The sequence below is a fragment of the Devosia litorisediminis genome (assembly GCF_018334155.1).
Taxonomy (GTDB): Bacteria; Pseudomonadota; Alphaproteobacteria; order Rhizobiales; family Devosiaceae; genus Devosia; species Devosia litorisediminis.
In genome coordinates, this window is the sequence record NZ_JAGXTP010000001.1 from 1216621 (window position 1) to 1240487 (window position 23867).

Sequence of the window (23867 nt, forward strand, 5' to 3'; positions counted from 1 at the left end):
CATGAGACAGACCATGCCCGTCCGGCTCGGTGCAGCCGAAGATACATTGATCGCCCAGCTCAACAGCGTGGGTGCGACCGCAGAAGCCGAACGGATGACCGTTGCGGGCCTGCCGACGCGCCGGGTCGAGAGCTACCACTATACCGACCTCAAGACGCTGCTTAGAGCCGTGCCCCCGCTGGCACAGGCCGCCAACGAGGCCAGCGCCCCGGCGCTGCGTGTTCCCGGCGCCTACCGGTTGATGATTGCCAATGGCGTGGTGCAGTCCGCGACCACGGCGCCCGCTGGCGTGATCGTCGGCAAGGCCGAGGGTGGCGTGCTGAGCACGCGCGACGACGTGCTGGTGCACCTCAATGGGGCGCTGGCCAAGGAAAGCCTGACGCTGACGCTGGAGAACAGTGTTGATCCGGTGATCCAGATTGATCGCCGTGCCGAAGGCGAAGCAGCCCATGTGGCGGATTCGCTGAAGATCTTTGTGGCAGACAATGCCTCGGCGGTAATCCTGGAGACCTTCTCGGGCTCCGATGCCGCCCATGTGGGTAATCACGCGACCTATCTGGCAGTTGGTAAAAATGCGGTGGTGACCCATATCACCGTTGATCTGTCGGCCAAGGCGACCACGCACTTCGCGACCAATGAGTATCAGCTGGCCGAAGGCGCCAAGCTGCGCACGCTGACGATCCATGCCGGTGCGGCGCTGTCGCGCTCGCAGGTGTTCGCCCGCTTTGCCGGCGAAGGTGCCCATGCCGACTTTACCGGGCTCAACCTGGTCGAAGACGGTCAGCACAATGACATCACGATCGATATCCGGCACGGCGTGGCCAACACGACCAGCCAGGAAATGTACAAGCAGATCGCCCGTGGGCGGTCCAAGGCGGTGTTCCAAGGCAAGATCGTTGTCGACCGCGACGCTCAGAAGGTCGACGCCAAGATGATGATGCAGGGGCTTATGCTCTCGGACGAAGCCGAGATCCTGAGCAAGCCTGAGCTGGAAATCTATGCCGATGACGTGGTGTGCGGTCATGGCTCGACCTGTGGCGAGCTGGACGAAGACTCCATGTTCTACCTGATGAGCCGCGGCATTCCCAAGGCTGAAGCCGAGACCATGCTGGTGCGCGGCTTCATCGAGGAAGTGCTCGACCCGATCGAAGATGAAGAGCTCAACGAAGCCCTGACAGGCATTGTTGATGGCTGGTTGCTGGGGGCCTGATGGCTTTCGATCTCGATACAGTCCGGGCGGACTTTCCGATCCTATCGGAAGTCATCCACGGCAAGCGTCTGGTCTATCTGGACAGCGGTGCATCGGCGCAGAAGCCAGTGCAAGTGCTTGATCGGATGGATTATGCGTTCCGCCACGAATACGCCAACGTCCACCGGGGCCTGCATACGTTGGCCAACCGGGCCACTGAGGCCTATGAGGGCGGTCGTGAGGCCACAAGGGCGTTTCTGAATGCGGGCCGGGTCGAGGAAATCATCTTCACCCGTTCGGCGACCGAGGCGATCAATCTGGTGGCGTCGTCCTTTGCTGGGCCGCGCATCAGCGCGGGCGACGAAATCGTGCTCTCGATCATGGAGCACCACTCCAATATCGTGCCGTGGCACTTTCACCGCGAACGCAAGGGTGCGGTGATCAAATGGGTCGATGTACGCGATGATGGCAGTTTTGATCTGGAGGCCTTCGAGGCCTCACTGAGTGACCGGACGCGTATCGTTGCGGTTACCCATATGTCCAATGTTCTGGGCACGGTGACGCCGATCAAGCAGGTTATCGAGATCGCCCATGCGCGCGGCATTCCGGTGCTGATCGATGGCAGCCAGGGCGCCGTGCACACCAAGGTCGATGTGCAAGATCTGGATGCTGATTTCTACATCATGACCGGGCACAAGCTGTACGGACCCACCGGGATCGGTGTGCTGTATGGCAAGTATGACCTGCTGGCCGAAATGCAGCCCTATCAGGGTGGCGGCGAGATGATCGATACGGTCAGCCTGGACGAGGTGAGCTATAACGAGCCGCCGCATCGGTTCGAGGCTGGTACCCCGCCGATCGTGCAGGGGATCGGGCTGGGTGCGGCGCTGAAATACATCACCGATCTGGGGCAGGACGCGATTGCGGCCCACGAGGCCGAGGTGGCTGCCTATGCCGCCGAGCGGCTGAGCCGGATCAATTCGCTGCGCATGATCGGCACCGCGCCGGGCAAGGGCGGGATTTTCTCGTTTGAGATCAAGGGGGCGCATGCCCACGACGTCTCGACGATCCTGGATCGCTTTGGCATCGCCGTGCGGGCCGGGACGCATTGCGCCCAGCCGCTGCTCAAACGTTTTGGTGTCACCTCTACCTGCCGTGCCTCGTTCGCCCTATATAACGGCAAGGACGATGTGGACGCTCTGGTGGACGGCATTGAACGCGCCATGACCTTTTTCGCGTAACAGCGAGGACTTTTGAATGACCGACGACGCCAAGACTGACGAGACGAGCATCGACGAATCCCAGATCGCGCCAGCACCGGCACTGCCTGTGGCGGGCGTTCAGCCGACCATTGGCGGCGATCTGCCCGAATCCGAGGTGGAGCGCATCACCTCCGATCTGATCGGCGCGCTCAAGACCGTCTATGATCCGGAAATTCCGGTCGATATCTATGAGCTGGGCCTGATCTACAAGGTTGATCTGGATGACGACCGCAATCTGGTGATCGACATGACGCTGACCGCGCCGGGCTGTCCGGTGGCTGGCGAAATGCCGGGCTGGGTGGAAAATGCCGCGCGCAGCGTCGAGGGCATTCAGGACGTCACCGTCAATATGGTGTTTGATCCCCCCTGGGATGCCACCCGCATGAGCGAAGAAGCTCAAGTTGCGTTGAACTGGTGGTAATTTCGGCCGGTCAGACCTATATATCGTGAAACGCCGATAGAAAGATTTCCGCTTATGGCCTTCAAGATCATGTCGCTGAGTGATGCCGCTGCAGAGCGAATCCGCGAAATCATCGAAGATTCCGACAAGCCCGTGATCGGCGTGCGTGTCGGCGTCAAGAATGCCGGCTGCGCGGGCATGGCCTATACGCTTGACTATGTGAGCGAGCCGGTGGCCGGTGACGACCATGTCAGCGACAAGGGCGTTGAGGTCTATGTCGAGCCTAAGGCGACGATGTTCCTGCTTGGCACGATGATGGATTTCGAAGAATCCAAGATGAGCGCCGGTTTCACCTTCCGCAATCCCAACCAGACCGGGGAATGCGGTTGTGGCGAGAGCGTGCAGCTCAAGCCCGCTGACCTCAAGGCCATCGCCGAGGCGCGCGCCACCGCCTAGCGCTGGTTGCACGGCGGGGCGGTATGGCCTAACAGGTCTGAGCATTTTGGCTCCAGCCCCTGAGACCATTCATGACTGCTCTGCCCGCGGCTCTCGCGATTACGCCGCCATCCCATCCGCTTGTGGGCCGCGTGTCCCCGCCAGGCTCGAAATCCATCACCAACCGGGCCTTGCTGCTCGCGGCACTGGCCAATGGCACCAGCCATCTCACCGGCGCGCTCAAGAGCAAGGACACCGTGCTGATGGCGGCGGCGCTGCGCCAGATGGGTGTCAGCGTCGAAGAGCCCGACGCCACCAGTTTCGTGGTCACCAGTTCGGGCCGGCTGCAAGCGCCTGAGGGACCACTTTTCCTGGGCAATGCGGGCACTGCCACGCGGTTTCTGACCGCTGCGGTGGCCACGGTGAACGGCACGGTCATTGTTGATGGTGACGAAGAGATGCAGGTGCGTCCGATTGGGCCACTGGTCGACGCGCTGGTGTCACTGGGCATTGAGGCGAGCTGTCCGACAGGCTGCCCGCCGGTGACCATTGTGGGCAAGGGCAGCTTTGGCCAGGGCCGGGTCGAAATCGATGGCGGGCTTTCCAGCCAATATGTTTCAGCACTGCTGATGGCGGCGCCGCTGGGCGATGGTCCAGTCGAGATCGCCCTGACGGGCAGCGATATCGGCGCGCGCGGCTATGTCGATCTGACGCTGGCTGCCATGCGCAGCTTTGGCGCGGTGGTCGAACAGGTCGATGCGGGCACGTGGCGGGTTGAACCCACCGGTTACACGGCCACCGACCTGCTGATTGAGCCCGACGCGTCAGCGGCAACCTATCTATGGGGCGCAGCGGCGCTTACCGGCGGCGATATCAACCTGGGGGTTGAGGCGGACGCCTTCACCCAGCCCGATGCTGCTGCACAGGCTGTTATCGCACAGTTTCCCAATATGCCTGCCGTGATCGACGGCTCGCAAATGCAGGATGCGGTGCCGACCCTAGCGGTGCTGGCAGCGTTCAACAATTATCCCGTGCGGTTTGTCGGTATCGCCAATCTGCGTGTCAAGGAAACCGACCGGGTGCATGCGGTGGCGACGGAGCTGTCGCGCATTCTGCCGGGTCTGGGAGTCGAGGAGGGCGATGATCTGCTGGTCGCGTCCGATCCCGACCTCGCCAGCAAGCTGGCGGACCGCAACAGCCGGGTCAAAATCGAGACCTATCATGATCACCGGATTGCCATGAGCTTTGCCCTGGCGGGGCTGCGTGTGCCCGGGATCGTCATCCTGGACCCCGCATGCACGGGCAAGACCTATCCGGCCTATTGGGACATGCTGGCGGGTCTTGGTGTGCAACTGACGGCGGCAGACTAGATCAGGCCGCCGAGGCCTTGCCTTTGCCGGTCGCAGGAATGGCGTTGACCAGTTCCTGCTCGTTGATCACCCGGTTGCGGCCTGCATGCTTGGCGGCGTACAGGCAGCGATCGGCGCGTTCGATCAGCGAGGCGGCCGTGTCTGAGCGCCGGAACGTGGCGACACCGAACGAGGCGGTGATGCGACCAAGCTTCTCATTGGTGGAGCGCTTGAGCAGTTCCTTGGCCTGAATGGCCCGGCGGATGTTCTCGGCTGTGGTGATGGCGCCTTCGATATCGGTGAACGGCAATACGGCAACGAACTCCTCGCCACCGTAGCGCGCGGCAAGATCCTTGCCCCTGATATTGGACTTCAACGTCATGGCGACGAGGCGCAGCACCTGATCGCCGGTCTGGTGACCATAGGTGTCGTTAAAGTTCTTGAAGTGATCGATATCAACCAGCATCAGGCTCAAAGGCTCTTTGCTGCTGCTTGCTTCGGCGATCGCAGTATCGAGGCCTTCGTCAAAGCTCTTGCGATTGGCGATCTTGGTGAGCGGGTCGAGCATGGACTCGCGGCGCACATCGTCCAGATCACGCTGCAGGGCGGCGATATCGTCGCGCGAATCCTGCAGTTTCTGTTCCAGAGACCGGTTGGTTTCCTGCATCATGCGGGTTTCAGCCAGCAGTTTGGCGGAAAGCGCCTTGATTGCTGCAGCGGAAATCTCGCGTTCCAGGTCGCCACCGGCGGACTGCAACGAGCCAGAATAGGCATTGGCCGTGGTCATGGCGCTGTCGATGGCGTCGTGCACGGCCTCGATGCGGTCGTGCATGCGCTTGGAGACAGCAGTCATGCGGTCGTTGACGTTGGATTTGAGGAATTCGTTGTAGAGCGCCTCGGCAAGTCCCTCGGTCGGGGACCCGCCATTGCGAAACATCTCGTTGATGCGGTTGTTCAACGTCGGGTTTACACCCGTGGCATAGGTATACAGCAGTTCATAAAACTGAGGGTAGGGCGGAATGCCGCTACGCTTCAGCAGTTCAAATGCTGAGTTGGCGTAACCAAGTGCCCGTTTGAATTCCTGATCCGACAACTCTTCCCTCTTGCGCCGTGGTGCCGCAACCGGTAGCGCCAAAGCAAGCGCCCCCCGAGTCATTGTCGATAACTACCTCAATGCCCCTAATAAACACAACAGCACTGGATCAATAAAACCCAATAACTGCGCAGTCTTGCGTATAGATAGACTAGGGGTCGATGCGCGCAGAGCGAAGCAGGAAGGCTGGAATAGGACCGTCATTGCCAAAAGGCGAACTGCTGTCGGTCACGGTTTCAGTCTCGCGCTTTTCAGCAGGACGCCGATTGCGACCCCGTGTGGGGCGGGACTCGGCGGCTTCCTCTGCCTTGGCTTCCTGTGCCGGAGCCGGTTCGGCCGCTGCCTCGACGGCCTTGGGCCCGGCAGCTTCGGCGGGCGGCCGGGTGCGCGAACCACCGCGGCGCGAACGCGCTGGACGGGTTTCGGAGGTATCGGTTTCGCTGGCTGCCAGGGTTGCTTCCGGTTCTGCTGCCGGCGTGGTGGCTGCAGCTTCAGATGCGGCCGCTTCGGCCTGTGCGCGGGTGCGTGGGCCGCCCCGGCGTGTACGGGCCGGACGGGCAGGGCGATCCTCGGTTGCATCGGCGGATGCAGCGGGCGCAGCCGGGCGCTTGCCGGCATCATCGAGATACTCGATGGGCTTTTCGATCAGCTTGAGGATGGCGTCCAGGTGCTTGCTGTCGGCAGGACCAACCAGCGTATAGGCAACACCCGAGCGACCGGCACGACCGGTACGACCGATGCGGTGCACATAGTCTTCGGCGTGCACGGGCACGTCGAAATTGAAGACGTGGCTCACGGCCGGAATATCGAGGCCGCGGGCCGCAACGTCGCTGGCCACCAGAAGGGTCAGACGATCGTTCTTGAACGCATCAAGCGTTTCGGTGCGGCTCTTCTGGTCCATATCGCCGTGCAGGGCGCCAGCGCTGAAACCATGGCGCTCCAGCGAGCGGGCCAGGGTGGCCACATCGCGCTTGCGATTGCAGAAGATGATGGCATTGGTCAGACCGTCGGCAGCCTTGATGCGATCGCGCAAAGCGGCGCGCTTTTCATCGGGCTTGGAGCCAACACGGATCAGTTTCTGATCAATGGTGTCAGCGGTCGAGCTCTGGCGCGATGCCTGAATCTGAACCGGGTCCTTGAGGAATTTCTTGGTCAGCCGCTCGATCTCTTTGGACATGGTGGCCGAGAACAGCATGGTCTGACGGCGTGGCGGCAGGCGGCCACAGATCTTTTCGATGTCGTCGATAAAGCCCATGTCGAGCATGCGGTCGGCTTCGTCGATCACCAGGATCTCGACGCCGTTGAGCATGATCTTGCCCCGCTCGATCTGGTCAAGCAGGCGCCCGGGCGTTGCGATCAGCACGTCTACGCCACGATCGAGCTTCTTGTTCTGCTCTTCGAAGGAAACGCCGCCAATGATCAGGGCCATCGAGATGCGATGGTTCTTGCCGTATTTCTCAAAATTCTCGGCAACCTGCGCAGCGAGTTCGCGCGTCGGCTCCAGAATAAGCGTACGGGGCATGCGGGCACGGGCACGGCCGTTTTCGAGCAGCGTCAGCATGGGCAGAACGAACGAAGCCGTCTTGCCGGTGCCGGTCTGAGCGATGCCGATAATGTCCTTTTTCTGAAGGACATGGGGAATAGCCTGAGCCTGGATTTCGGTCGGCTTGGTGTAGCCCGCCGCGGTGACCGCATCGGTTACTTTGGTTGATAGGCCGAGCTCGGAAAAATCGTCAGTCAAATTGGGTAATCCACGTGTGAGGCGAAGCCCGGGGCCAAGTCCAGTCCGAGACATTCGAACGGTGCGCCGGGATGGTCAGTTGTGGCGCGAAACCGCGGCTGCAAAAAGCATCCACAACTGGGATGGCCACCGAACGGGATGCACCTAGTGCAGGTACGACGGAGTGGCCCTGAGGCACTGTAGCAAAGGCGGGCACAGTCAATGTGACAGGCCGTCAAGCAGAATGCCCCAGCGGCGCGGACCATAGCGCAAAGGCCTTATCTGTCAACGGTCTTGCGCCGTTTAGCCTTAATAGGCGTTCCTTGCAGGTCAGTTGTTCTGGCGCCTGTTGCGAACCATGAGTGGGTCGCAACACTATTGACGCTAGATATCGAGGTCGGTGACGAAGGCAGCATTCTCCTGAATGAAGTCGAAGCGGGCTTCGGGTTTGGTCCCCATCAGACGATCCACGCTGATGCGTGTGGCGTCCAAATCATCGCGCACCTTTACCTGCAACAGTGTGCGGCTTTTGACCGACATGGTGGTTTCGCGCAGATGGGCGAATGGCATCTCGCCCAGGCCCTTGAAGCGGGTGGTGTCGATCTTGCCCTTGCCGGTGAACTCGGTGGCCATCAGTTCGGCCCGGTGCTCATCATCGCGGGCATAAAGGGTCTTGCCGCCCTGGCTGATGCGATAGAGCGGCGGCATGGCCAAGAACAGGTGACCGCCATCAATGAGCTTTGGCATCTCCTGGAAGAAGAAGGTCATCAGCAGGGCTGCAATATGGGCGCCGTCGACGTCAGCATCGGTCATGATGATGATCTTGTCGTAGCGCAGGTCTTCCTCGCGATAGCGATCGCGGGTGCCACAGCCCAGCGCCTGGATCATGTCGGAGATCAACTGGCTGGCCGCCATCTTCTCGCGACTGGCGCCGGCGACATTGAGGATCTTGCCGCGCAGCGGCAGCACGGCCTGGCTGGCTCGGCTGCGGGCCTGCTTGGCGCTGCCACCAGCCGAGTCACCCTCGACGATGAACAGTTCAGCGCCCTGGGCGGCCGTCTGTGTGCAATCGGCCAGCTTGCCGGGCAGGCGCAGCTTGCGCGTGGCGCTGGCGCGATCAATCTCTTTTTCCTTGCGGCGGCGCAGCCGTTCCTCGGCGCGCTCCACGGCCCAGTCGAGCAGTTTGCCCGCCTGGTTGGGGGAGGCGGCGAGCCAATGATCAAAAGCGTCGCGCACGGCGCTGTCGACAATGCGGGTGGCTTCGCCAGAGGCCAGCTTGTCCTTGGTCTGGCCGACAAATTCGGGTTCACGCACAAACACCGAGAGCATGGTGTTGCAGTGGGCGAAGATGTCTTCGGCGGTCAGATTGGCGGCCGCCTTGTTCTTGGTGAGTTCGGCATAGCCCTTGAGGCCGCGCAGCAGGGCCGTCCGCAGACCTGCTTCATGTGTGCCGCCATCGCGGGTTGGCACGGTGTTGCAGTAGGATGACATGCCGCCATCGCCCAGCGTCCAGGAGATGGCCCATTCGACCGCGCCGTGCGTGCCAGGCTTGCCGTGGCTGCCGGCGAACAGATCATCGACGATGCGGGTCTCGCCCTCGATGCGGGCAAGCATGAAGTCCTTTAGGCCATTGGGATAATGGAACACGGCCTTGGCGGGAGCGTCGTCGGATGCCAGTTCCTCGTCGCAGCTCCAGCGCAGCTCGACACCGGCAAACAGATAGGCCTTGGCCCGGGTCATGCGGAACAGACGGGCTGCCGAGAAGTGAGCGGCGTCGCCGAAAATCTGGGCGTCAGGATGGAAGCGGGTGGTGGTGCCGCGACGGTTATTGACCCGACCAACGGTTTCCAGCGCCGTCACGGGTTTGCCACGCGAATAGCTCTGGCGATAGAGCATCTGGTCGCGGGCGACCTCGACCGTGAGGTCGTCAGAGAGCGCGTTGACCACCGAGACGCCGACGCCGTGCAGGCCGCCGGAGGTTTCATAGGCCTTGGAGTCGAACTTGCCGCCGGCATGGAGCTTGGTCAGCACCAGTTCCAGGGTGGAAATTTCGGGCTGCTTGGGATGCGGTTCGACGGGGATGCCGCGGCCGTTATCGGTCACCGTGACATAACCATCAGTGCCCAGATGCACCTCAATGCGGGTGGCGTGGCCGGCAATGGCCTCGTCCATGGAGTTGTCGATAACTTCGGCAAACAGGTGGTGCAGCGCGTTGGTATCGGTCCCGCCAATATACATGCCGGGGCGCCGACGAACGGGCTCAAGTCCTTCAAGGACTTCAATATCGGAGGCCGAGTAAGAGCCCGCCGCAGCCGCCGCGCTTGGCGTTTTGGCTGCAGGTGTGGCAGGCTGAGGCTGGCTGGCTTGCGGCTGAGTTGAGGGTTCAGCTGCGCCGAAAAGATCTTCTGCTTGCGACATGCACGTTCCGTCTCTCGTGCCCGAATCAGGCGTTTTCGAGTTCTATCATATAAGAGGGCCTTGCCGGCGCGGGCACGCCAGAGCCGGACACAACTGGTTTCCCCACAAAGCTGAACCCGCGATGAATGAGCGGTTCCGGGGCGGTTCAAGGGGATGGAACTAGACCGGGATCAATCACGTCAATGCGTCAGACACCTTGAAAGGAATTTTCCACATGGCTTTTACTGCCGCCGCCTTCAAGACCATCACCCGTAGCGCGCTTGTCGCCGCTGTATTGGGCGCATCCAGTCTGGTGGCTGCGCCGGCATTTGCCGAGAGCAGTTTCACGCTGCGCATCGAGGGTGGTCAGGGTCTGGCCCAGGATCAGCGCTATGACCGGCACAATAGCTGGAATGGCAATCCCGGCTATCGCATGCGCTGCCTGACCAATCGCGAAGTTGTGGGGGGTGTTTCGGCCTATGGCTATGGCCAGGTGGACATTGTGGGCGAGTATGCGGATGATCGCCTGGAATTGCGGGCCGTCAAAGGCAACTGGCTCTACGGCATGCGCATTGACAAGTGCACGGGGCAGGTCGACCGCCTGCAACGGATTGGACGGGCCCATGGTGGCTATGATGGTGGTCGTCACGACGATGGCGGCTATCGCAGCCACAGTCGCAGTGGCGGCGGGTTTCAGTTCCAGTTCAATTTCGGCAATTGATAAAAGCAGCGGGGGCGCAGCAAGGAGACGATCATGGCCAAATTTACGGCTGTGCTGATGATGGCTTTAGCATTGGGGGCGGGCGCTGCAGCGCCGGCCCAGGCGCAAAGCTTTGGGATATTCTTCGGAGATGAAGCCTCCGACTTCTATCCAGAGCGCATAACCTGCCTCAACGATTACCAGATCCGGCAGGAAGTTGCCGATTTGGGGTACACAAATATCTATCTCAATGTCCCCAACGAAAAACACGTCCAGGTGCGCGCCACCAAGGGTGACTGGGTCTATCTGCTTGATTTCAATTACTGTTCTGCCCAGATTGAGCGACGCGCCCGGCTGCGCCCGGCTGGCTGATGGCCGCTTTGGGACAAAACCGTCCCGGAATCGGGCGGCAGATTTACGTTCCGTTTGCTTCTTGAAAGCACTTTCTTAAAGGCGCGCTGATAGACCAATCGTCATACGGTTTTTTGTTTGGAGTATCCGTATGCGAGCCGATCGGGATCTCAGTTCTGCGTATCAGAATCCGAATGGTTCGGTTGCTATCGGTGTTTGGCCGCAAGCCGGGTTTTCCAGTATTGCGTACCGGCTGGCCAATCTCTCTGTCCCGCGTATTGGGGCACTTATAATGGTATCAGCGCTCTTTTACCTGGTCTGATCGGCGGCGAATTGATTTTCGCGGCCGGCTTGGCTATTGTCGCTCTGTTCAAACCACTCAGACGACAGGAGGGCTGCATGATCGTTTTTAGGCATCACCGTCAGCGTGGCCCCGTCTTCGCCCTGCGGCTTCAACTGCAGGGCTGATCAGGACCTGGTTCGGACGCACTAACGTATCCCCCATTCTGGTTTGCCCTTCGTGGCGGTCATTGACGACCGTCTAACGGCATTTTGGCGCCCCATGTCCGGCGCCCACCAGTGAGATAACGAAATGGGTTCGATCAGCCTCCGCAATGCTGGCCTAGTGGCCACAGAAACACTTTTCTCCAATCTGAGCTTTGTCATTGGCGATGGCGACCGTGTCGGCCTTGTGGCTGGCAATGGGCGTGGCAAGACAAGCCTGCTGCGCGCCATGGCCGGGAAGGGCGCGTTGAGCGAGGGCGATGTCGTGTGCTCGCGCGGTCTGCGGGTGGGCTATGTCGAGCAGGACATGCCGGCAACCAGCATGGGGCTGACGCTATACGAGATGGTGCAGGCAGCGCTGCCTGAGAGCGAGCGGGAAACAGATAGCTGGCGGGTTGATGTGGTGCTCGACGAATTCGAGACGCCCGAGGCCATGCGCCATCGTCTGCTCCGTGACCTCAGTGGCGGGTGGCAGCGCATTGCGTTGATCGCGCAGTGCTGGGTACTGCAGCCCGACGCGTTATTGCTTGACGAGCCGACCAATCATCTCGATCTGGGCAAGCTGTTTCAACTAGAGAACTGGATCAACCAGGCCGCACGCAATATTCCCGTGGTCATTGCCAGCCATGACCGGGAGTTTCTGGACGCCACGACAACGCGTACATTGTTTCTGCGTCCGGAAGCCCCAGCCATGTTTGCCTTGCCCTATAGCCAGGCCCGACTGGCACTGGCGGAACTTGATGAAGCTGCCGAAGCCAAGCGCGAACGAGACCTCAAGGAGGTCAGCAAGCTGCGCAAGCAGGCAGCCAAGCTGACCAATATCGGGATCAATTCAGGCAGCGACCTGCTGGTGGTGAAGTCCAAATATCTGCGCGAGCGGGCCCAGAAAATCGAAAGCGCGGTGCGGTCGGTCCACAAGGAGCGTAGTGGTGACATCCGGCTAGGCAATAGTGGCGCACAAGCCAAGGTGATGCTGGCATTTGAGGATGTCACGGTAAACACGCCGAGCGGCGAAAAGCTGTTCCGTATCGACAAGCTGCACGTGTTTCAGGGTGACCGGCTGGTCATTCTGGGGCGCAACGGGACTGGCAAATCGCAGTTCATGGGATTGGTGCACCGCGCCATGACGGGGGCTGAAATGGCCGGGGTGCGAGTGAGCCCGCAGGTCGTGCCCGGATATATCGACCAAGCCATGAGCTTTCTGCCCAAGAAGGGGTCGCTGCTGGACTTTATTGCCGGCAATTATGATCAGGGCGACCAACGCAGCAAGAGCCTGCTGGCAACAGCGGGTTTTGCGCTGGAAAAGCAGGAACGGCCGATCAGTGAGTTGTCCTTTGGTCAGCGGGCGCGGCTGGGGCTCCTGGCTCTACGCCTTCAGGAACCGAATTTTTACCTGCTTGATGAGCCTACCAACCACGTTGATATCGCCGGACAGGAAAGACTGGAGGCCGAAATTCTGGCCCATGGCGCGACCTGCCTGTTGGTTTCGCATGACCGCAGTTTCGTACGGGGGCTGGGGGACCGTTTCCTGATCATCGAGAACAGACGACTGGTAGAGGTTGAAAGTCCGGAGCCGTTCTTTGCAGTAATGGCGCAAGAAGAAGGGTGAGTTATTTTATTTTGCTGTCAGTAATTTAGCGTCTCGATTGTGAATGGTTTGTTTATGAGTTCGCAAGCAATCTCTTGCCATAGCGCAGTGTGGGGGAAGACGTTGTGGCTTCAGAACAGATTACAGCCTTGCAAAAGCAAGGTCAGCACAACAATGTTCGCTATGTAGGCGCAGTGACCGGGCGTTATATATTGTCCGGGCGGCCGGTGACGTCGGGTGAAGGCGCTGCGGTGCTGGCGTGTCGGCTCTGTTCTGTTTCGCCGGTGCAGGCTGTCATCGTCGCGCCGGTGCTGGCCCAACTTGCTGAGCCGGTTGTCGCGCACTTCCAAGACTTCGGCATGTTGCGTGGGTCAGTGGTGCGCAAACTGGCCAGTGGCTTTGTGATCGATCTGGAGCTCGAAGACGACGGTCGGGCGCGACTAGCAGCAAAAATCCGCTGGAAGAAGATCATTGTCAGTCGGCATACGCCGGACAAACGTGAGTTCAAGCGTGTCCTGCCGCGCCATCCCCGTACCGTAATGACGCTGGGCGATGGCAGTACGTCGCCGTGCTTTGTCATTGATATTTCGCAGTCTGGGGTCGCGGTATCGGCCAGTCTGGTACCCGGAATAGGCACGCCCGTGGCCATCGGCGCGCTGCTGGGGCGGGTTGTGCGTCACCTCGAAATAGGGTTTGCGGTGGCGTTTCTGACAGTGCAGCCTTTGGAGCTGCTGGAAAAGCTGATGGCGCCCAAAGCAACCAGAACGATGTCTGCGGTGGCTGCTTAGCTACATCCTTATCTTTCACGGATAAGAAGTCTTAAGGAACGGTCCCTACATTTATATTCGTATTGCGTACGAATGCCAAAACTCAGCTCTTATTGCGAGCGGATGGGAGAGGGACCCCATGTCAGTGAGCGTTGATTGCGGTGAATTGTCACCGCGGACCAGTTATGATTGGCACGATGTCCGTTTTATCGGTGCCGTGGCCGGTCGTTACGCCCTGTCGGATCGCAAGCGTCCAGGTGCCAACAAAGCTCCCGTCTATGCGTGTCGCCTGTGTTCGGTTTCCACACGTACCGCTGTTGTGGTGGGGCCGGTGGTGGGCGAAGAGGGGGAGGTCGTCACCGCACATTTTGATGCTTTCGGCATATTGCGTGGCCGCATCAACCGGCAGCTCCCGTCCGGTTTCGTCATGGATCTGATGCTGAATACGGCGGCGCGGGAGAAGCTGGGCCGCAAAATCGTCTGGCAGAAGAAGCGCGTTTACGAGCAGGTGGAAGATCGTCGCGAACACAAACGCATCCAGTTGCGTGACCCGCGCACCATCATTTCGCTCGGCGACGGATCCCGGATACCCTGCTTCGTGATTGACGTGTCCAAATCCGGTATCGCGCTGTCGGCGCAGCACGCGCCCGAGATCGGCACGCCGCTGGCGGTGGGCAAGCTGGTTGGCCGGGTGGTGCGCTATCTCGATGTCGGCTTTGCCGTCAAATTCCTGCAGTTGCAGGAACTCGAAGATATCGAGGCGCTGGTGGTGCCGCCTGAAATCGCGCCGCTTGCTGATAGTGAGCGCGCGGGGCGCTAGCACCGCGCCAACTGCGCTATTGCATGATCTGGCGGACTTCGACTGTGCCTTCCCAGCCCGGCCAGAACTGCTTGTGCAACTCCAGAAACCGGCTGGCCCGGTCGATTGCTGCCTGGCGACTGTCCACTTCATAGACCGCGTGGCCGCCCACCCATTCCTTGGTTTCAGCAAATGGCCCGTCGATCACATCAACCGTGTTGTCAGCCAGTCTGACGGTGGCGCCGTGCTCTATGGGGAGCAGGCCACCCTGTTCCAGCAAGGCGCCGGCGGCGGCGGCCTCCATGCCGAGCGCCATGATCGCGTTCATCAGTTCGGCAGGCGGCGGTGAGGTGGTCTTGCTCGTCGATGATGTCTTGACCAGCGTCATGAACTTCATGGTGTGCTCCCGTATCAGGTTTGAAACGCGCGGATGCTTTTCGCGGTTCGTACTGTCTCGACGAGCGAGCGCTGCGCTTTTCGACACGCCCCACGGTGGTCTGGAAGGAAAATCCAGTTAAGGGAGGCAAATGGCTTTCAAAACGCCCGAGCCAGCGTGGATGGATGGCATTTGGAAGGCTGGCAATTGCGTCCAGACAAAAAGAAAGGGCGCCTCGTGGCGCCCCTTCCCAAATTTTTGGACCGTTTCGGCTTATGCCGAGTAGTACATTTCGAACTCGACCGGATGAGGGGTCTGCTCGTACTTGATTACTTCGGCCATCTTGAGCTCGATGTAGGCATCGATCTGATCGTTGTCGAACACGCCGCCAGCGGTCAGGAATTCGCGATCCTTGTCGAGGCTTTCCAGCGCTTCGCGCAGCGAGCCGGAAACGGTCGGGATTTCCATCAGTTCCTGGCGTGGGAGCTCGTAGAGATCCTTGTCCATTGGATCGCCGGGGTGGATCTTGTTCTTGATGCCATCGAGGCCAGCCATGAGCATGGCCGAGAAGGCCAGGTATGGGTTTGCCAGTGGATCGGGGAAACGGATCTCGACGCGCTTGGCCTTGGGCGACTGGCCAAAGGGGATGCGGCAGGAAGCGGAACGGTTGCGAGCCGAGTAGGCCAGCAGCACGGGGGCTTCGAAACCGGGCACCAAACGCTTGTAGCTGTTGGTGGATGGGTTCGAGAAGGCGTTGATCGCCTTGGCGTGCTTGATGATGCCGCCGATGTAGTACAGCGCTTCCATCGACAGGCCGGCATACTGATCGCCAGCAAAGAGCGGCTTGCCGTCCTTCCAGATCGACTGGTGGCAGTGCATGCCCGAGCCGTTGTCACCAAAGACTGGCTTTGGCATGAAGGTCACGGTCTTGCCATAGGCATTGGCAACCTGGTGGATGACATACTTGTAGATCTGTACGTCGTCGGCAGCCTTGATCATCGGCGCAAACTTGATGCCGAGTTCGTGCTGGGCCGAGGCCACTTCATGGTGGTGCTTTTCAACGACCACGCCCATGTCGGCCATGGCAGCGAGCATTTCGCCACGGATGTCCTGGGCGCTATCGAGCGGCGGCACGGGGAAGTAGCCCTTCTTGAGACCGATATGGTGACCGGTGTTACCGGACTCATAGGCGGTGTCGTTGTTGGACGGCAGTTCAGGGTGGTCGACTTCAAAGCCCACCTTGTAGGGGGTGTTGGAGTACCGCACGTCGTCGAACATGAAGAATTCTGGCTCTGCGCCGAACACTACGGAATCGCCAATGCCGGAAGCCTTGAGGTATTCCTCGGCCTTCTTGGCAGTGGTGCGTGGGTCGCGGCTGTAGGGCTGGTAGGTCAGCGGCTCGAGAATGTCGCAGTTGATGACCATGGTGGACGCGCCAAAGAAGGGGTCCATGTAAGCAGATGACGGATCGGGCATCAGAACCATGTCGGACTCGTTAATGGCCTTCCAGCCACCGATCGAGGAACCATCGAACATGGTGCCTTCCTCGAACAGATCCTCGTCAACGATCGAGCAATCGAGCGTGACGTGCTGCAGCTTGCCGCGCGGGTCGGTGAAGCGCAGGTCGAGATACTTGATGTTCTCGTCTTTGATACGCTTGAGGAGGTCGCTTGCGGTGGTCATTCGGTATTCCCCTGTCTAATTAGGAACTTTTGTTATTGGCACGGCTGGACGCGTGCGGGGTGAACTACCCCGCCCAATGGGTTCGAAAACCCTAAAGCGCGTCGTCCCCGAATTCTCCGGTACGGATACGGATGGCTTGCTCGATCGAATAAACAAAGATCTTGCCGTCGCCGATACGTCCTGTCTGGGCTGCGTTGCGGATGGCTTCGATGGCCTTTTCGGCGAGTTCATCGGGGCACACGACCTCGACTTTCACCTTGGGCAGGAAGTCCACGACATATTCAGCGCCGCGATAAAGTTCGGTATGGCCCTTCTGGCGACCAAAGCCCTTGGCTTCGGTCACAGTGATGCCCTGGAGGCCTACTTCCTGCAGTGCCTCTTTGACTTCGTCGAGCTTGAACGGCTTTACGATAGCCTCGATCTTCTTCATTTGAGCCTCCACGGGTCTTTCTGGGCGGATACCGCATAGTCGTATGCACGGGGTGTGCCAGCTCGATTTTGCAACCGAAAAGGCAATTAGTACAACGCTTTACGTCAGTATGGCGGCGGTATTGCCTGCGCCGCCACGGGTGTCTATGCCTAATTGTTGTGCAGTATGGGTGTATTTTGTGCGGAATGTCGATGTCTGTCGGTCTGGTCCTGCCTCGACGCCGCTACATTGGGCAAACTGCCTGCCAAAGCCAAGCGGCATGTGGGGCCAGGGAGCAGAACCGCCCAGCAATCGGCGCAAATAGAGCAGCAAGGCTTTGACTGGCTTTCCGTCTTCATATAGATGCAACGCCAACCCGGCCAACGGGTCCTTTAGCGGGTGTGGCGGAACTGGTAGACGCACTGGATTTAGGTTCCAGCGCCGCAAGGCGTGGAGGTTCGAGTCCTCTCACCCGCACCAAATTTGGGATCTGGCCCTCCAGAGACAATGATCACGGGATTGAACCGAATGCAGGTTACCGAAACCCTCAATGAAGGTCTGAAGCGCAAGTTGAGCGTTACCATTCCGGCCGCCGACTTGAACGAGCGCCTCGGTGCCAAGCTCGAAGAGCTTAAGGGCCAGGCCAACATCAAGGGCTTCCGTCCGGGCAAAGTGCCAATGGCGCACATCAAGAAGATGTTCGGCCGTTCGGCCATGTCCGAAGTGATGACCGACGCAATCAACAACACCGTCACCGAGACGCTGGACAAGCGCGAAGAGCGCGCTGCCGCCCAGCCAAAGGTTGATCTGCCCGACGATCAGGCCGTGATCAACGAAGTGCTCGAAGGCAAGGCCGATCTGGCATTTGAAGTCGAATATGAAGTCCTGCCACCCGTCGAACTGATGGACCTCAAGGGCGTGCCGCTGACCAAGCCGGTCATCGATATCGCTGAAGACGAAATCGACGCCGAAGTGAACCGCGTGTTCGCGCAGAACCGTGGCTACACCGACAAGGGCGACGGCGCCGTTGTTGAGAATGGCGACCGTCTGGGTCTGTCGTTTGTCGGCAAGATCGACGGCAAGGAATTCGATGGCGGCAAGTCCGACCATGCGCACCTGACCGTTGGTTCGAACGAATTCATCCCGGGCTTTGAAGAGCAGCTGATCGGTTTCAAGAAGGGCGAGACCCGCGAAATCGAAGTGACCTTCCCCAAGGATTACCAGAGCGACGAACTGGCCGGCAAGAAGGCGACCTTCGAGGTCACCGTGCTGCATGTCGATGGTCCGAACACTGGCGAGCTGGACGATGAGTTCGCCAAGCGTCTGGGCGTTGAGAACGTTCAGGCGCTGCGCGATGCCGTCAAGGGTCAGATGGAATCGGCGCTGGCGTCGATGAGCCGTCAGCACATGAAGCGTCAGGTGCTCGATGCGCTTGATGATGGCCACAAGTTCGACGTTCCAGCCCAGCTGGTTGAAGCCGAATTCGCCACCATCTGGCAGCGGGTCGAGCATGAAGTGCAGAGCCATGGCAAGTCCTTCGAGGACGAAGGCACCACCGAGGAAGCTGCACGCGAACAGTACCGCACCATTGCCGAGCGCCGCGTGCGTCTGGGCCTGGTGGTTGCCGAAATCGGCAACAAGAACGACGTGAACGTGACCGAGGAAGAGCATCAGCAGGCACTGATCGCCGAAGTGCGCCGCTTCCAGGGCCAGGAACAGCAGGTTTATGACTACTACCGTCAGAACCCGCAGGCGCTGGCTGGTCTGCGTGCCCCCGTCTTTGAGAACAAGGTCGTCGACTTTGTCATCGAGCAGGGCAAGATCACCGACAAGAAGATGACCCGTGAAGAGCTGGCCAAGCTGATCCAGGCCGACGAGGACGAGGTTCCGGCAGAACATCACCACTAAGGTGCCCTGACCGCCAAATTTAAAGCCGCCCAGAAATGGGCGGCTTTTTTGTTTGTGGTGTAGAACAGGCCGACGATTCCCCGCCCTGCGAGTTCCCATGACCTCTTCGAGCGCCGATATTCTCCTGACCCCGCGACAAATGGGCGAGGCCGACCGGCTGGCCGCGCAGGCTGGCAGCAAGTCCCTCAAGCTGATGGAAGCGGCGGGTCGGGCGGTCGCCGAAGCGGTCACCGAGCACTATTATCAACGTTCGGTGCTGGTGCTGTGCGGACCGGGCAATAATGGCGGCGACGGTTTTGTGGTTGCGCGATTGCTCAAGCACAAGGGTTGGCCGGTACAGCTCCGGCTGATCGGCGATCCGGCTGCGCTCAAGGGCGACGCGGCGGCGATGGCCAAGCAATGGGCCGGGCGGCTGGTAGCACCGACCGCCAAAGATGTGGACGAGGCCGATCTGATCATTGATGGCCTGTTGGGCGCCGGGCTGGACCGCGATGTCGATGGCGCGTTTGCCGAGATCATCGCGGCCGTCAATGCCAGTTCGCGGCCGGTTGTCAGCATCGATGTGCCCTCGGGGCTGGATGGCGCGACCGGTCTGGAGCGTGGCCCGACAATGGATGCGGCGCTGACCGTGACGTTCTTCCGGCTCAAGCCGGGGCATTTGCTGCTGCCCGGTCGTGAACTGTGCGGCGAAGTGGTGCTGGCCGATATTGGCATCCCGTCAGCCGTCCTTGATACGATCGGGGCAGAGACATGGCAGAACTCGCCGACGCTGTGGTCGGTCCCGGTGGCCAGCAATGATGGCAACAAGTTTGATCGCGGCCACTGCGTGGTGGTTTCCGGCGGCCCGCTACAGACAGGGGCAGCGCGTCTGTCGGCCATGGCAGCGTTTCGCGTTGGCGCGGGCGTTGTCTCGCTGACCGGGTCTGAGGCCGCGCTGCAGGTGCACGCGCAGCATGTCACAGCCGTGATGCTCAAGCCGGCCGCTGACAGCGCAGCGCTGGCGGACCTGTTGACCGACAAGCGGATGAATGCGGTGGTGATCGGGCCGGCGGCCGGCATTGGCCCGCACACGCGTGACAATGTGCTGGCCGTCCTGCGCTCGGGCGCGGCTGCAGTGCTGGATGCGGACGCCCTGACCAGCTTTTCCGATGATTTCCAGACGCTGGCCGAGTCCATCAAGGCACAGGACCGCCCCGTGGTGCTCACGCCGCATGCGGGCGAATTTGCGCGGCTGTTCGGCGATGTGCCGGGCGGCAAGCTGGAGCAGGCGCGCGCTGCTGCCGAGCATTCAGGCGCGATCATTGTGCTCAAGGGCAGCGATACGGTGATTGCCAGCCCCGATGGCCGCGCTGCCATCAATGCCAATGCGCCGGCCTGGTTGGGCACGGCGGGGTCTGGCGATGTGCTGGCGGGCATGGTTGCCGGATTGATGGGGCAGGGCATGGCGGGCTGGGAAGCGGCGTGTGCCGGTGTCTGGCTGCATGCCGAGGCCGCCAACCGTTTCGGCGGTCCCGGACTGATCAGCGAAGATCTACCGTTGCTGGTGCCAGGGGTGCTGGCGAGCCTCTAATAGCGCAGGGTCAGGGGAGCTCAGTCCCACCGCACCATGAGCTTTTGCAGGCCGTGGAATGGATAGACGTCATTGTATTGAGGCGGCTCGGCCAGACGCAGGCGGGGCAGGCGTTCGAACAGGGTGCTGAGCGCTATCTGCAGTTCGATGCGGGCCAGCGGGGCGCCGATGCAGAAGTGGATGCCGGCGCCGAAGCTGACATTGGCGCCGTCGGTGCGGAAGGGATCGAAGCTACTGGCATTGGCGAAACGGGCGGGGTCGCGATTGGCAGCGCCCATCAACATGCCGATGACATCGCCTTTGCGCAGGGTAATGCCATTATAGTCCATGTCACTGAGCGTATAGCGGGTGAACAGATGCAGCGGCGCGTCAAAGCGCAGGCATTCCTCAACTGTGGCAGCCGTCTGGGCGTCGCTGGTAAACAGGGTGGCGGGGTCCAGTCCACTCTCGAGAATCGATTTGACGCCATTGCCGGTCGTGTGGACGGTTGCCTCGTGCCCGGCATTGAGCAGCAGGATGACCGTTGAGAGCACTTCTTCGTCGCTCAGCCGCTCGCCATTCTGTTCGGCGGTGATCATGTGCGTGAGCAGATCTTCGCGGGGCTGCTTGCGGCGCTCGGCGATCACGCCGCGCAGATAATCGGTGAATTCAGCGGCCGCAGCATTGGCGTCGAGCTCGACTTCCCGGGTGACGCCGAACATGTACATTGCAACCATGCGGTTGGACCAGGCCAGCAGTTGCGGCGCGCTTTCGGCGGGTAGTCCGATCATTTCGGCAATGATGATGGCGGGGATCGGGGCTGCAAAGGCCTTGATCAGGTCAACGCTATCCTGATCCTGGAAGGCGTCGATATCCTGGAAGGCGTCGATCATCTCATTGGCGAGCTTGAGGATGCGCGGACGCAATTGCTCGACATGGCGCGAGACAAAGGCGCGGTTGACCAGCGTGCGCAGGCGGGTATGGCCGGGCGGTTCAAGGTTGAGCAGCGAATATTGCTCGGTGAGATCGAAATCGGCCGTGTGCGCCTGGGGCTGTGGCATGCCGATTTCTTCGCGCGTGGCCACGTGCAGGATTTCGCGGCCGAAGCGCTTGTCGCGGAGCAGGGCGCTGACATCCTTGAAACTGGCAAAGCACCAGTGACCATACTGATCCCAGAACGCCGGTGCACTGACCGCGTGCAGTTGCTGATAGAAGCCATAGGGGTTCTGCACGAACCCAGGTGCCTGGGGGTCTGCGCTGATACGGGCAGTTTCGGGGATGTTGGTATAGGGGGTAAGCTGAACGATGGCGGCCATGCAGAGGGGTAACCGATGCTAGAAAATACTGGTGCGACATTAGAAGGTCGGCACTGCAATGCAATCGGCGGGTTGCCCTTGCTGGAAAAATCGCTAGTTGAATGCCAACGAGCCATGGAGTGCCGACACGTGAGCGACCTGACCCTGAACCAAGCCATCGACAATATCTACGCGTCGATCAAGAATGATAACGACGAGCTGGACAGCCACATTGCCGCGCTCAAGGCTGCCATGGCGCGCGAAGGCGCCAAGGAAGCCGTGTTTGAGCCCGGCAAGCTAGCACAGTCCAATCGGCAGGGCCGCAAGATCATGCAGTCCTACTTCAAGAAAAAGGGCGTGGCCGTCAGTTTCTCGGCCTAAGCCATTATCGGTGGCTGCCGGCGTCGCAAGGCGATCAGCAGCAGACCACTGAACAGAATTGCGTTGAACATGGGGAAGCCCGACACCGCCAGCGGCAGCACGCCATTGGCGGTGTAAAACAACCCTACGCCCAGATCGACGAGTTGAATGGCCAACATGGCCTGCAACCAGAGCGCGTCCACCTGCGGGCGGCGCGCCAGCACGATCAGCGCTACGCCGAATGCCAGGAACCGCGCTGCCAGCATGCCGATGAGGTAAAAGCTGTCGCTTGGCGGTGTCGCCAGCCCCATGCTGGCGAGGAAGAACTCCGGCGCGAATAGCGTCAGGACGCCCAGCGCAAGCTGGGAGATGGCAATAAGCAGCAGAACAATGCGGAGATAGGTCATTTGAGATGCCTTTCGGTTGTTGATTGCCGAGAGGTAGCCTTTTCGCTATACAAAAGTAAGTAATTACAAAAAGTATAGCGCAAAATGATTGATCCCAACGCCGCATGTGAGCCGGAGTGTCCGGTGGCCGAGGCTGCCAGTGTGCTGGACGGCAAGTGGACCACGCTGATCTTCCGTGAACTGCTGGGTGGTACCAAGCGGTATAGCCAGTTGCAGCGCGCCATTGGCGGAATCAGCCCACGCATGCTGGCCATGCGGCTGGGTGATCTCGAAGCGCGGGGGATGGTGGACAAGACCATTTATCCCACGGTGCCACCCAAGACCGAATATACGCTGACCACGCTGGGGCGCTCGGTGGAACCGGTGATTGCTGCAATGGCGCAGTTTGGTGTGCAATTGCAGCAACGTGCAATTAACCCCGCGCCGTGAGAATGGCCTGAGTGGTGCTTGGCCTATTGAAGCGCGCCGCAATGCCGCCTATCTCTGCCGGTATCGCGCAGTGAGGCGGTTTCGACCGTAGTTGCGCAGTCGCGCTGATTCGAATTGACACGATCGCCGGATCTGGAATTTCCGTTCCGGCGGCTACCGTGTCCCAACAAACGACAAATGCTAGCCTGGTCAGCGAACCGGCACAGCAAAGGGGCAATACATGCGGGATCCGCACGATATCTACATGAATACGCTCGTTCCGATGGTGGTTGAGCAGTCCAACCGCGGCGAACGCGCCTTCGACATCTATTCGCGTCTGCTGCGCGAGCGCATCATTTTCGTGACCGGCGTGGTCGAGGACAACATGGCTTCGCTGATCGTGGCGCAGCTGCTGTTCCTCGAATCAGAGAACCCGAAAAAAGAAATCGCGCTCTACATCAATTCGCCTGGCGGCGTTGTGACAGCTGGTTTGTCAATTTATGACACCATGCAGTTCATCCGTCCTGCCGTTGCCACCATGGTGATGGGTCAGGCTGCATCGATGGGCTCGCTGCTGCTGGCCGCTGGCGAAAAGGGCATGCGTACCTCGCTGCCAAATTCGCGCGTGATGGTTCACCAGCCTTCCGGCGGCTTCCAGGGGCAGGTCACCGACATCATGATTCATGCCAAGGAAGTCGAGGGCTTGAAGCGTCGTCTTAATCAGATTTATGAGAAGCACACCGGCCGCACTTACGAGGAAATCGAGAACGCTCTTGAGCGCGATCGCTTCCTTTCGCCGGAAGAAGCGCTGACCTTTGGTCTGATCGACAGCGTCCACGACAAGCGCGCGGTGCCTGACACTGCTGAGTAATTTGTCCACGTTAAGCACAAACCCGTTGCGCCGTGGACTGTGATCCA

23 protein-coding genes and 1 tRNA gene are annotated in these 23867 nt (G+C 60.3%); 16 read left to right on the forward strand and 8 right to left on the reverse strand.

Annotated elements, in window-relative coordinates; genetic code table 11:
• Position 1 precedes the first annotated feature (1 nt).
• From sufD to aroA, 5 genes are all read left to right on the forward strand, one after another.
• Positions 2-1210, forward strand: a complete 1209-nt coding sequence (gene sufD / locus KD146_RS05845; protein ID WP_212657780.1) for a Fe-S cluster assembly protein SufD — start codon at positions 2-4, stop codon at positions 1208-1210.
• The gene (locus tag KD146_RS05850) at positions 1210-2430 is read left to right on the forward strand and encodes a cysteine desulfurase (protein ID WP_212657781.1); all 1221 of its coding nucleotides are present in this window, start codon (positions 1210-1212) and stop codon (positions 2428-2430) included. Before sufD ends, KD146_RS05850 begins: the two co-directional genes overlap by 1 nt.
• Positions 2431-2446: 16 nt before the next feature.
• Complete coding sequence (locus tag KD146_RS05855) at positions 2447-2872, forward strand: SUF system Fe-S cluster assembly protein (protein WP_249327595.1); 426 nt, start codon at positions 2447-2449, stop codon at positions 2870-2872.
• Between the two features lie 54 nt (positions 2873-2926).
• The gene (locus KD146_RS05860) at positions 2927-3307 is read left to right on the forward strand and encodes a HesB/IscA family protein (RefSeq protein ID WP_212657782.1); all 381 of its coding nucleotides are present in this window, start codon (positions 2927-2929) and stop codon (positions 3305-3307) included.
• 71 nt (positions 3308-3378) lie between these two features.
• On the forward strand, positions 3379-4656 hold the full coding sequence (gene aroA / locus KD146_RS05865; protein ID WP_212657783.1) for a 3-phosphoshikimate 1-carboxyvinyltransferase: 1278 nt from the start codon (positions 3379-3381) through the stop codon (positions 4654-4656).
• 1 nt (position 4657) lies between these two features.
• On the opposite strand, the gene KD146_RS05870 is transcribed toward aroA, so the two are convergent.
• From KD146_RS05870 to parE, 3 genes are all read right to left on the reverse strand, one after another.
• Positions 4658-5728 (reverse strand): GGDEF domain-containing protein, encoded by a 1071-nt coding sequence (locus KD146_RS05870; protein ID WP_212657784.1) that lies wholly within the window; start codon positions 5726-5728, stop codon positions 4658-4660.
• A gap of 151 nt (positions 5729-5879) precedes the next feature.
• On the reverse strand, positions 5880-7469 hold the full coding sequence (locus tag KD146_RS05875) for a DEAD/DEAH box helicase (protein WP_249327596.1): 1590 nt from the start codon (positions 7467-7469) through the stop codon (positions 5880-5882).
• Between the two features lie 363 nt (positions 7470-7832).
• On the reverse strand, positions 7833-9866 hold the full coding sequence (gene parE / locus KD146_RS05880) for a DNA topoisomerase IV subunit B (RefSeq protein ID WP_212657786.1): 2034 nt from the start codon (positions 9864-9866) through the stop codon (positions 7833-7835).
• 214 nt (positions 9867-10080) lie between these two features.
• On the opposite strand from parE, the gene KD146_RS05885 reads away from it, so the two are divergent.
• The 5 genes from KD146_RS05885 to KD146_RS05905 all read left to right on the forward strand — a co-directional run bounded on the left by KD146_RS05885 (position 10081) and on the right by KD146_RS05905 (position 14575).
• Positions 10081-10566 (forward strand): hypothetical protein, encoded by a 486-nt coding sequence (locus tag KD146_RS05885; RefSeq protein WP_212657787.1) that lies wholly within the window; start codon positions 10081-10083, stop codon positions 10564-10566.
• A 33-nt stretch (positions 10567-10599) separates the two neighbouring features.
• Positions 10600-10917 carry a hypothetical protein gene (locus KD146_RS05890; protein WP_212657788.1) on the forward strand — a complete coding sequence of 106 codons (318 nt, stop codon included), beginning with the start codon at positions 10600-10602 and terminating at the stop codon, positions 10915-10917.
• 571 nt (positions 10918-11488) lie between these two features.
• On the forward strand, positions 11489-13009 hold the full coding sequence (locus tag KD146_RS05895; protein WP_212657789.1) for an ATP-binding cassette domain-containing protein: 1521 nt from the start codon (positions 11489-11491) through the stop codon (positions 13007-13009).
• Positions 13010-13113: 104 nt separating this feature from the next.
• On the forward strand, positions 13114-13776 hold the full coding sequence (locus KD146_RS05900; protein ID WP_212657790.1) for a PilZ domain-containing protein: 663 nt from the start codon (positions 13114-13116) through the stop codon (positions 13774-13776).
• A 118-nt stretch (positions 13777-13894) separates the two neighbouring features.
• Positions 13895-14575, forward strand: coding sequence for a PilZ domain-containing protein (locus KD146_RS05905; protein WP_212657791.1), 681 nt, complete (start codon positions 13895-13897; stop codon positions 14573-14575).
• 16 nt (positions 14576-14591) lie between these two features.
• Here the strand turns inward: KD146_RS05905 and KD146_RS05910 are convergent, their stop codons facing one another.
• The 3 genes from KD146_RS05910 to KD146_RS05920 all read right to left on the reverse strand — a co-directional run bounded on the left by KD146_RS05910 (position 14592) and on the right by KD146_RS05920 (position 17043).
• On the reverse strand, positions 14592-14951 hold the full coding sequence (locus KD146_RS05910; protein ID WP_212657792.1) for a YciI family protein: 360 nt from the start codon (positions 14949-14951) through the stop codon (positions 14592-14594).
• Between the two features lie 252 nt (positions 14952-15203).
• Positions 15204-16613 carry a type I glutamate--ammonia ligase gene (gene glnA, locus KD146_RS05915; RefSeq protein ID WP_212657793.1) on the reverse strand — a complete coding sequence of 470 codons (1410 nt, stop codon included), beginning with the start codon at positions 16611-16613 and terminating at the stop codon, positions 15204-15206.
• 91 nt (positions 16614-16704) lie between these two features.
• Entirely contained in the window at positions 16705-17043 is a 339-nt protein-coding gene (locus KD146_RS05920) for a P-II family nitrogen regulator (protein WP_035079039.1), read from the reverse strand.
• 374 nt (positions 17044-17417) lie between these two features.
• On the opposite strand from KD146_RS05920, the gene KD146_RS05925 reads away from it, so the two are divergent.
• The 3 genes from KD146_RS05925 to KD146_RS05935 all read left to right on the forward strand — a co-directional run bounded on the left by KD146_RS05925 (position 17418) and on the right by KD146_RS05935 (position 20500).
• A tRNA-Leu gene (locus tag KD146_RS05925) sits at positions 17418-17502 on the forward strand.
• A 48-nt stretch (positions 17503-17550) separates the two neighbouring features.
• Positions 17551-18930, forward strand: coding sequence for a trigger factor (gene tig / locus KD146_RS05930; protein ID WP_212657794.1), 1380 nt, complete (start codon positions 17551-17553; stop codon positions 18928-18930).
• A 97-nt stretch (positions 18931-19027) separates the two neighbouring features.
• Positions 19028-20500 carry an NAD(P)H-hydrate epimerase gene (locus KD146_RS05935; protein ID WP_212657795.1) on the forward strand — a complete coding sequence of 491 codons (1473 nt, stop codon included), beginning with the start codon at positions 19028-19030 and terminating at the stop codon, positions 20498-20500.
• Between the two features lie 20 nt (positions 20501-20520).
• Here KD146_RS05935 and KD146_RS05940 read toward each other — a convergent pair whose 3' ends face one another.
• Positions 20521-21795: a cytochrome P450 gene (locus tag KD146_RS05940; protein WP_212657796.1), complete on the reverse strand. Its 1275-nt coding sequence runs from the start codon at positions 21793-21795 to the stop codon at positions 20521-20523.
• Between the two features lie 129 nt (positions 21796-21924).
• Between KD146_RS05940 and KD146_RS05945 the strand changes: the two genes are divergently transcribed.
• Positions 21925-22155 carry a hypothetical protein gene (locus KD146_RS05945; protein WP_269368593.1) on the forward strand — a complete coding sequence of 77 codons (231 nt, stop codon included), beginning with the start codon at positions 21925-21927 and terminating at the stop codon, positions 22153-22155.
• Here KD146_RS05945 and KD146_RS05950 read toward each other — a convergent pair.
• Positions 22152-22541 carry a hypothetical protein gene (locus KD146_RS05950; protein WP_212657798.1) on the reverse strand — a complete coding sequence of 130 codons (390 nt, stop codon included), beginning with the start codon at positions 22539-22541 and terminating at the stop codon, positions 22152-22154. The two genes, KD146_RS05945 and KD146_RS05950, sit on opposite strands and share 4 nt — an antisense overlap.
• An 84-nt stretch (positions 22542-22625) precedes the next feature.
• Between KD146_RS05950 and KD146_RS05955 the strand changes: the two genes are divergently transcribed.
• Both KD146_RS05955 and KD146_RS05960 read left to right on the forward strand, forming a co-directional pair.
• On the forward strand, positions 22626-22970 hold the full coding sequence (locus KD146_RS05955) for a winged helix-turn-helix transcriptional regulator (protein ID WP_212657799.1): 345 nt from the start codon (positions 22626-22628) through the stop codon (positions 22968-22970).
• A 220-nt stretch (positions 22971-23190) separates the two neighbouring features.
• Positions 23191-23820, forward strand: coding sequence for an ATP-dependent Clp protease proteolytic subunit (locus tag KD146_RS05960; protein ID WP_212657800.1), 630 nt, complete (start codon positions 23191-23193; stop codon positions 23818-23820).
• Positions 23821-23867: the final 47 nt, after the last annotated feature.

What these genes read in the sequence shown, in the direction of transcription:
- sufD (WP_212657780.1), top strand. Translation starts at nt 2, where the DNA reads ATGAGACAGACCATGCCCGTCCGGCTCGGTGCAGCCGAAGATACATTG.
- KD146_RS05850 (WP_212657781.1), top strand. Translation starts at nt 1,210, where the DNA reads ATGGCTTTCGATCTCGATACAGTCCGGGCGGACTTTCCGATCCTATCG.
- KD146_RS05855 (WP_249327595.1), top strand. Translation starts at nt 2,447, where the DNA reads ATGACCGACGACGCCAAGACTGACGAGACGAGCATCGACGAATCCCAG.
- KD146_RS05860 (WP_212657782.1), top strand. Translation starts at nt 2,927, where the DNA reads ATGGCCTTCAAGATCATGTCGCTGAGTGATGCCGCTGCAGAGCGAATC.
- aroA (WP_212657783.1), top strand. Translation starts at nt 3,379, where the DNA reads ATGACTGCTCTGCCCGCGGCTCTCGCGATTACGCCGCCATCCCATCCG.
- parE (WP_212657786.1), bottom strand. Translation starts at nt 9,866, where the DNA reads ATGTCGCAAGCAGAAGATCTTTTCGGCGCAGCTGAACCCTCAACTCAG.
- KD146_RS05885 (WP_212657787.1), top strand. Translation starts at nt 10,081, where the DNA reads ATGGCTTTTACTGCCGCCGCCTTCAAGACCATCACCCGTAGCGCGCTT.
- KD146_RS05890 (WP_212657788.1), top strand. Translation starts at nt 10,600, where the DNA reads ATGGCCAAATTTACGGCTGTGCTGATGATGGCTTTAGCATTGGGGGCG.
- KD146_RS05895 (WP_212657789.1), top strand. Translation starts at nt 11,489, where the DNA reads ATGGGTTCGATCAGCCTCCGCAATGCTGGCCTAGTGGCCACAGAAACA.
- KD146_RS05905 (WP_212657791.1), top strand. Translation starts at nt 13,895, where the DNA reads ATGTCAGTGAGCGTTGATTGCGGTGAATTGTCACCGCGGACCAGTTAT.
- KD146_RS05910 (WP_212657792.1), bottom strand. Translation starts at nt 14,951, where the DNA reads ATGAAGTTCATGACGCTGGTCAAGACATCATCGACGAGCAAGACCACC.
- glnA (WP_212657793.1), bottom strand. Translation starts at nt 16,613, where the DNA reads ATGACCACCGCAAGCGACCTCCTCAAGCGTATCAAAGACGAGAACATC.
- KD146_RS05920 (WP_035079039.1), bottom strand. Translation starts at nt 17,043, where the DNA reads ATGAAGAAGATCGAGGCTATCGTAAAGCCGTTCAAGCTCGACGAAGTC.
- tig (WP_212657794.1), top strand. Translation starts at nt 17,551, where the DNA reads ATGCAGGTTACCGAAACCCTCAATGAAGGTCTGAAGCGCAAGTTGAGC.
- KD146_RS05935 (WP_212657795.1), top strand. Translation starts at nt 19,028, where the DNA reads ATGACCTCTTCGAGCGCCGATATTCTCCTGACCCCGCGACAAATGGGC.
- KD146_RS05940 (WP_212657796.1), bottom strand. Translation starts at nt 21,795, where the DNA reads ATGGCCGCCATCGTTCAGCTTACCCCCTATACCAACATCCCCGAAACT.
- KD146_RS05950 (WP_212657798.1), bottom strand. Translation starts at nt 22,541, where the DNA reads ATGACCTATCTCCGCATTGTTCTGCTGCTTATTGCCATCTCCCAGCTT.
- KD146_RS05955 (WP_212657799.1), top strand. Translation starts at nt 22,626, where the DNA reads ATGATTGATCCCAACGCCGCATGTGAGCCGGAGTGTCCGGTGGCCGAG.
- KD146_RS05960 (WP_212657800.1), top strand. Translation starts at nt 23,191, where the DNA reads ATGCGGGATCCGCACGATATCTACATGAATACGCTCGTTCCGATGGTG.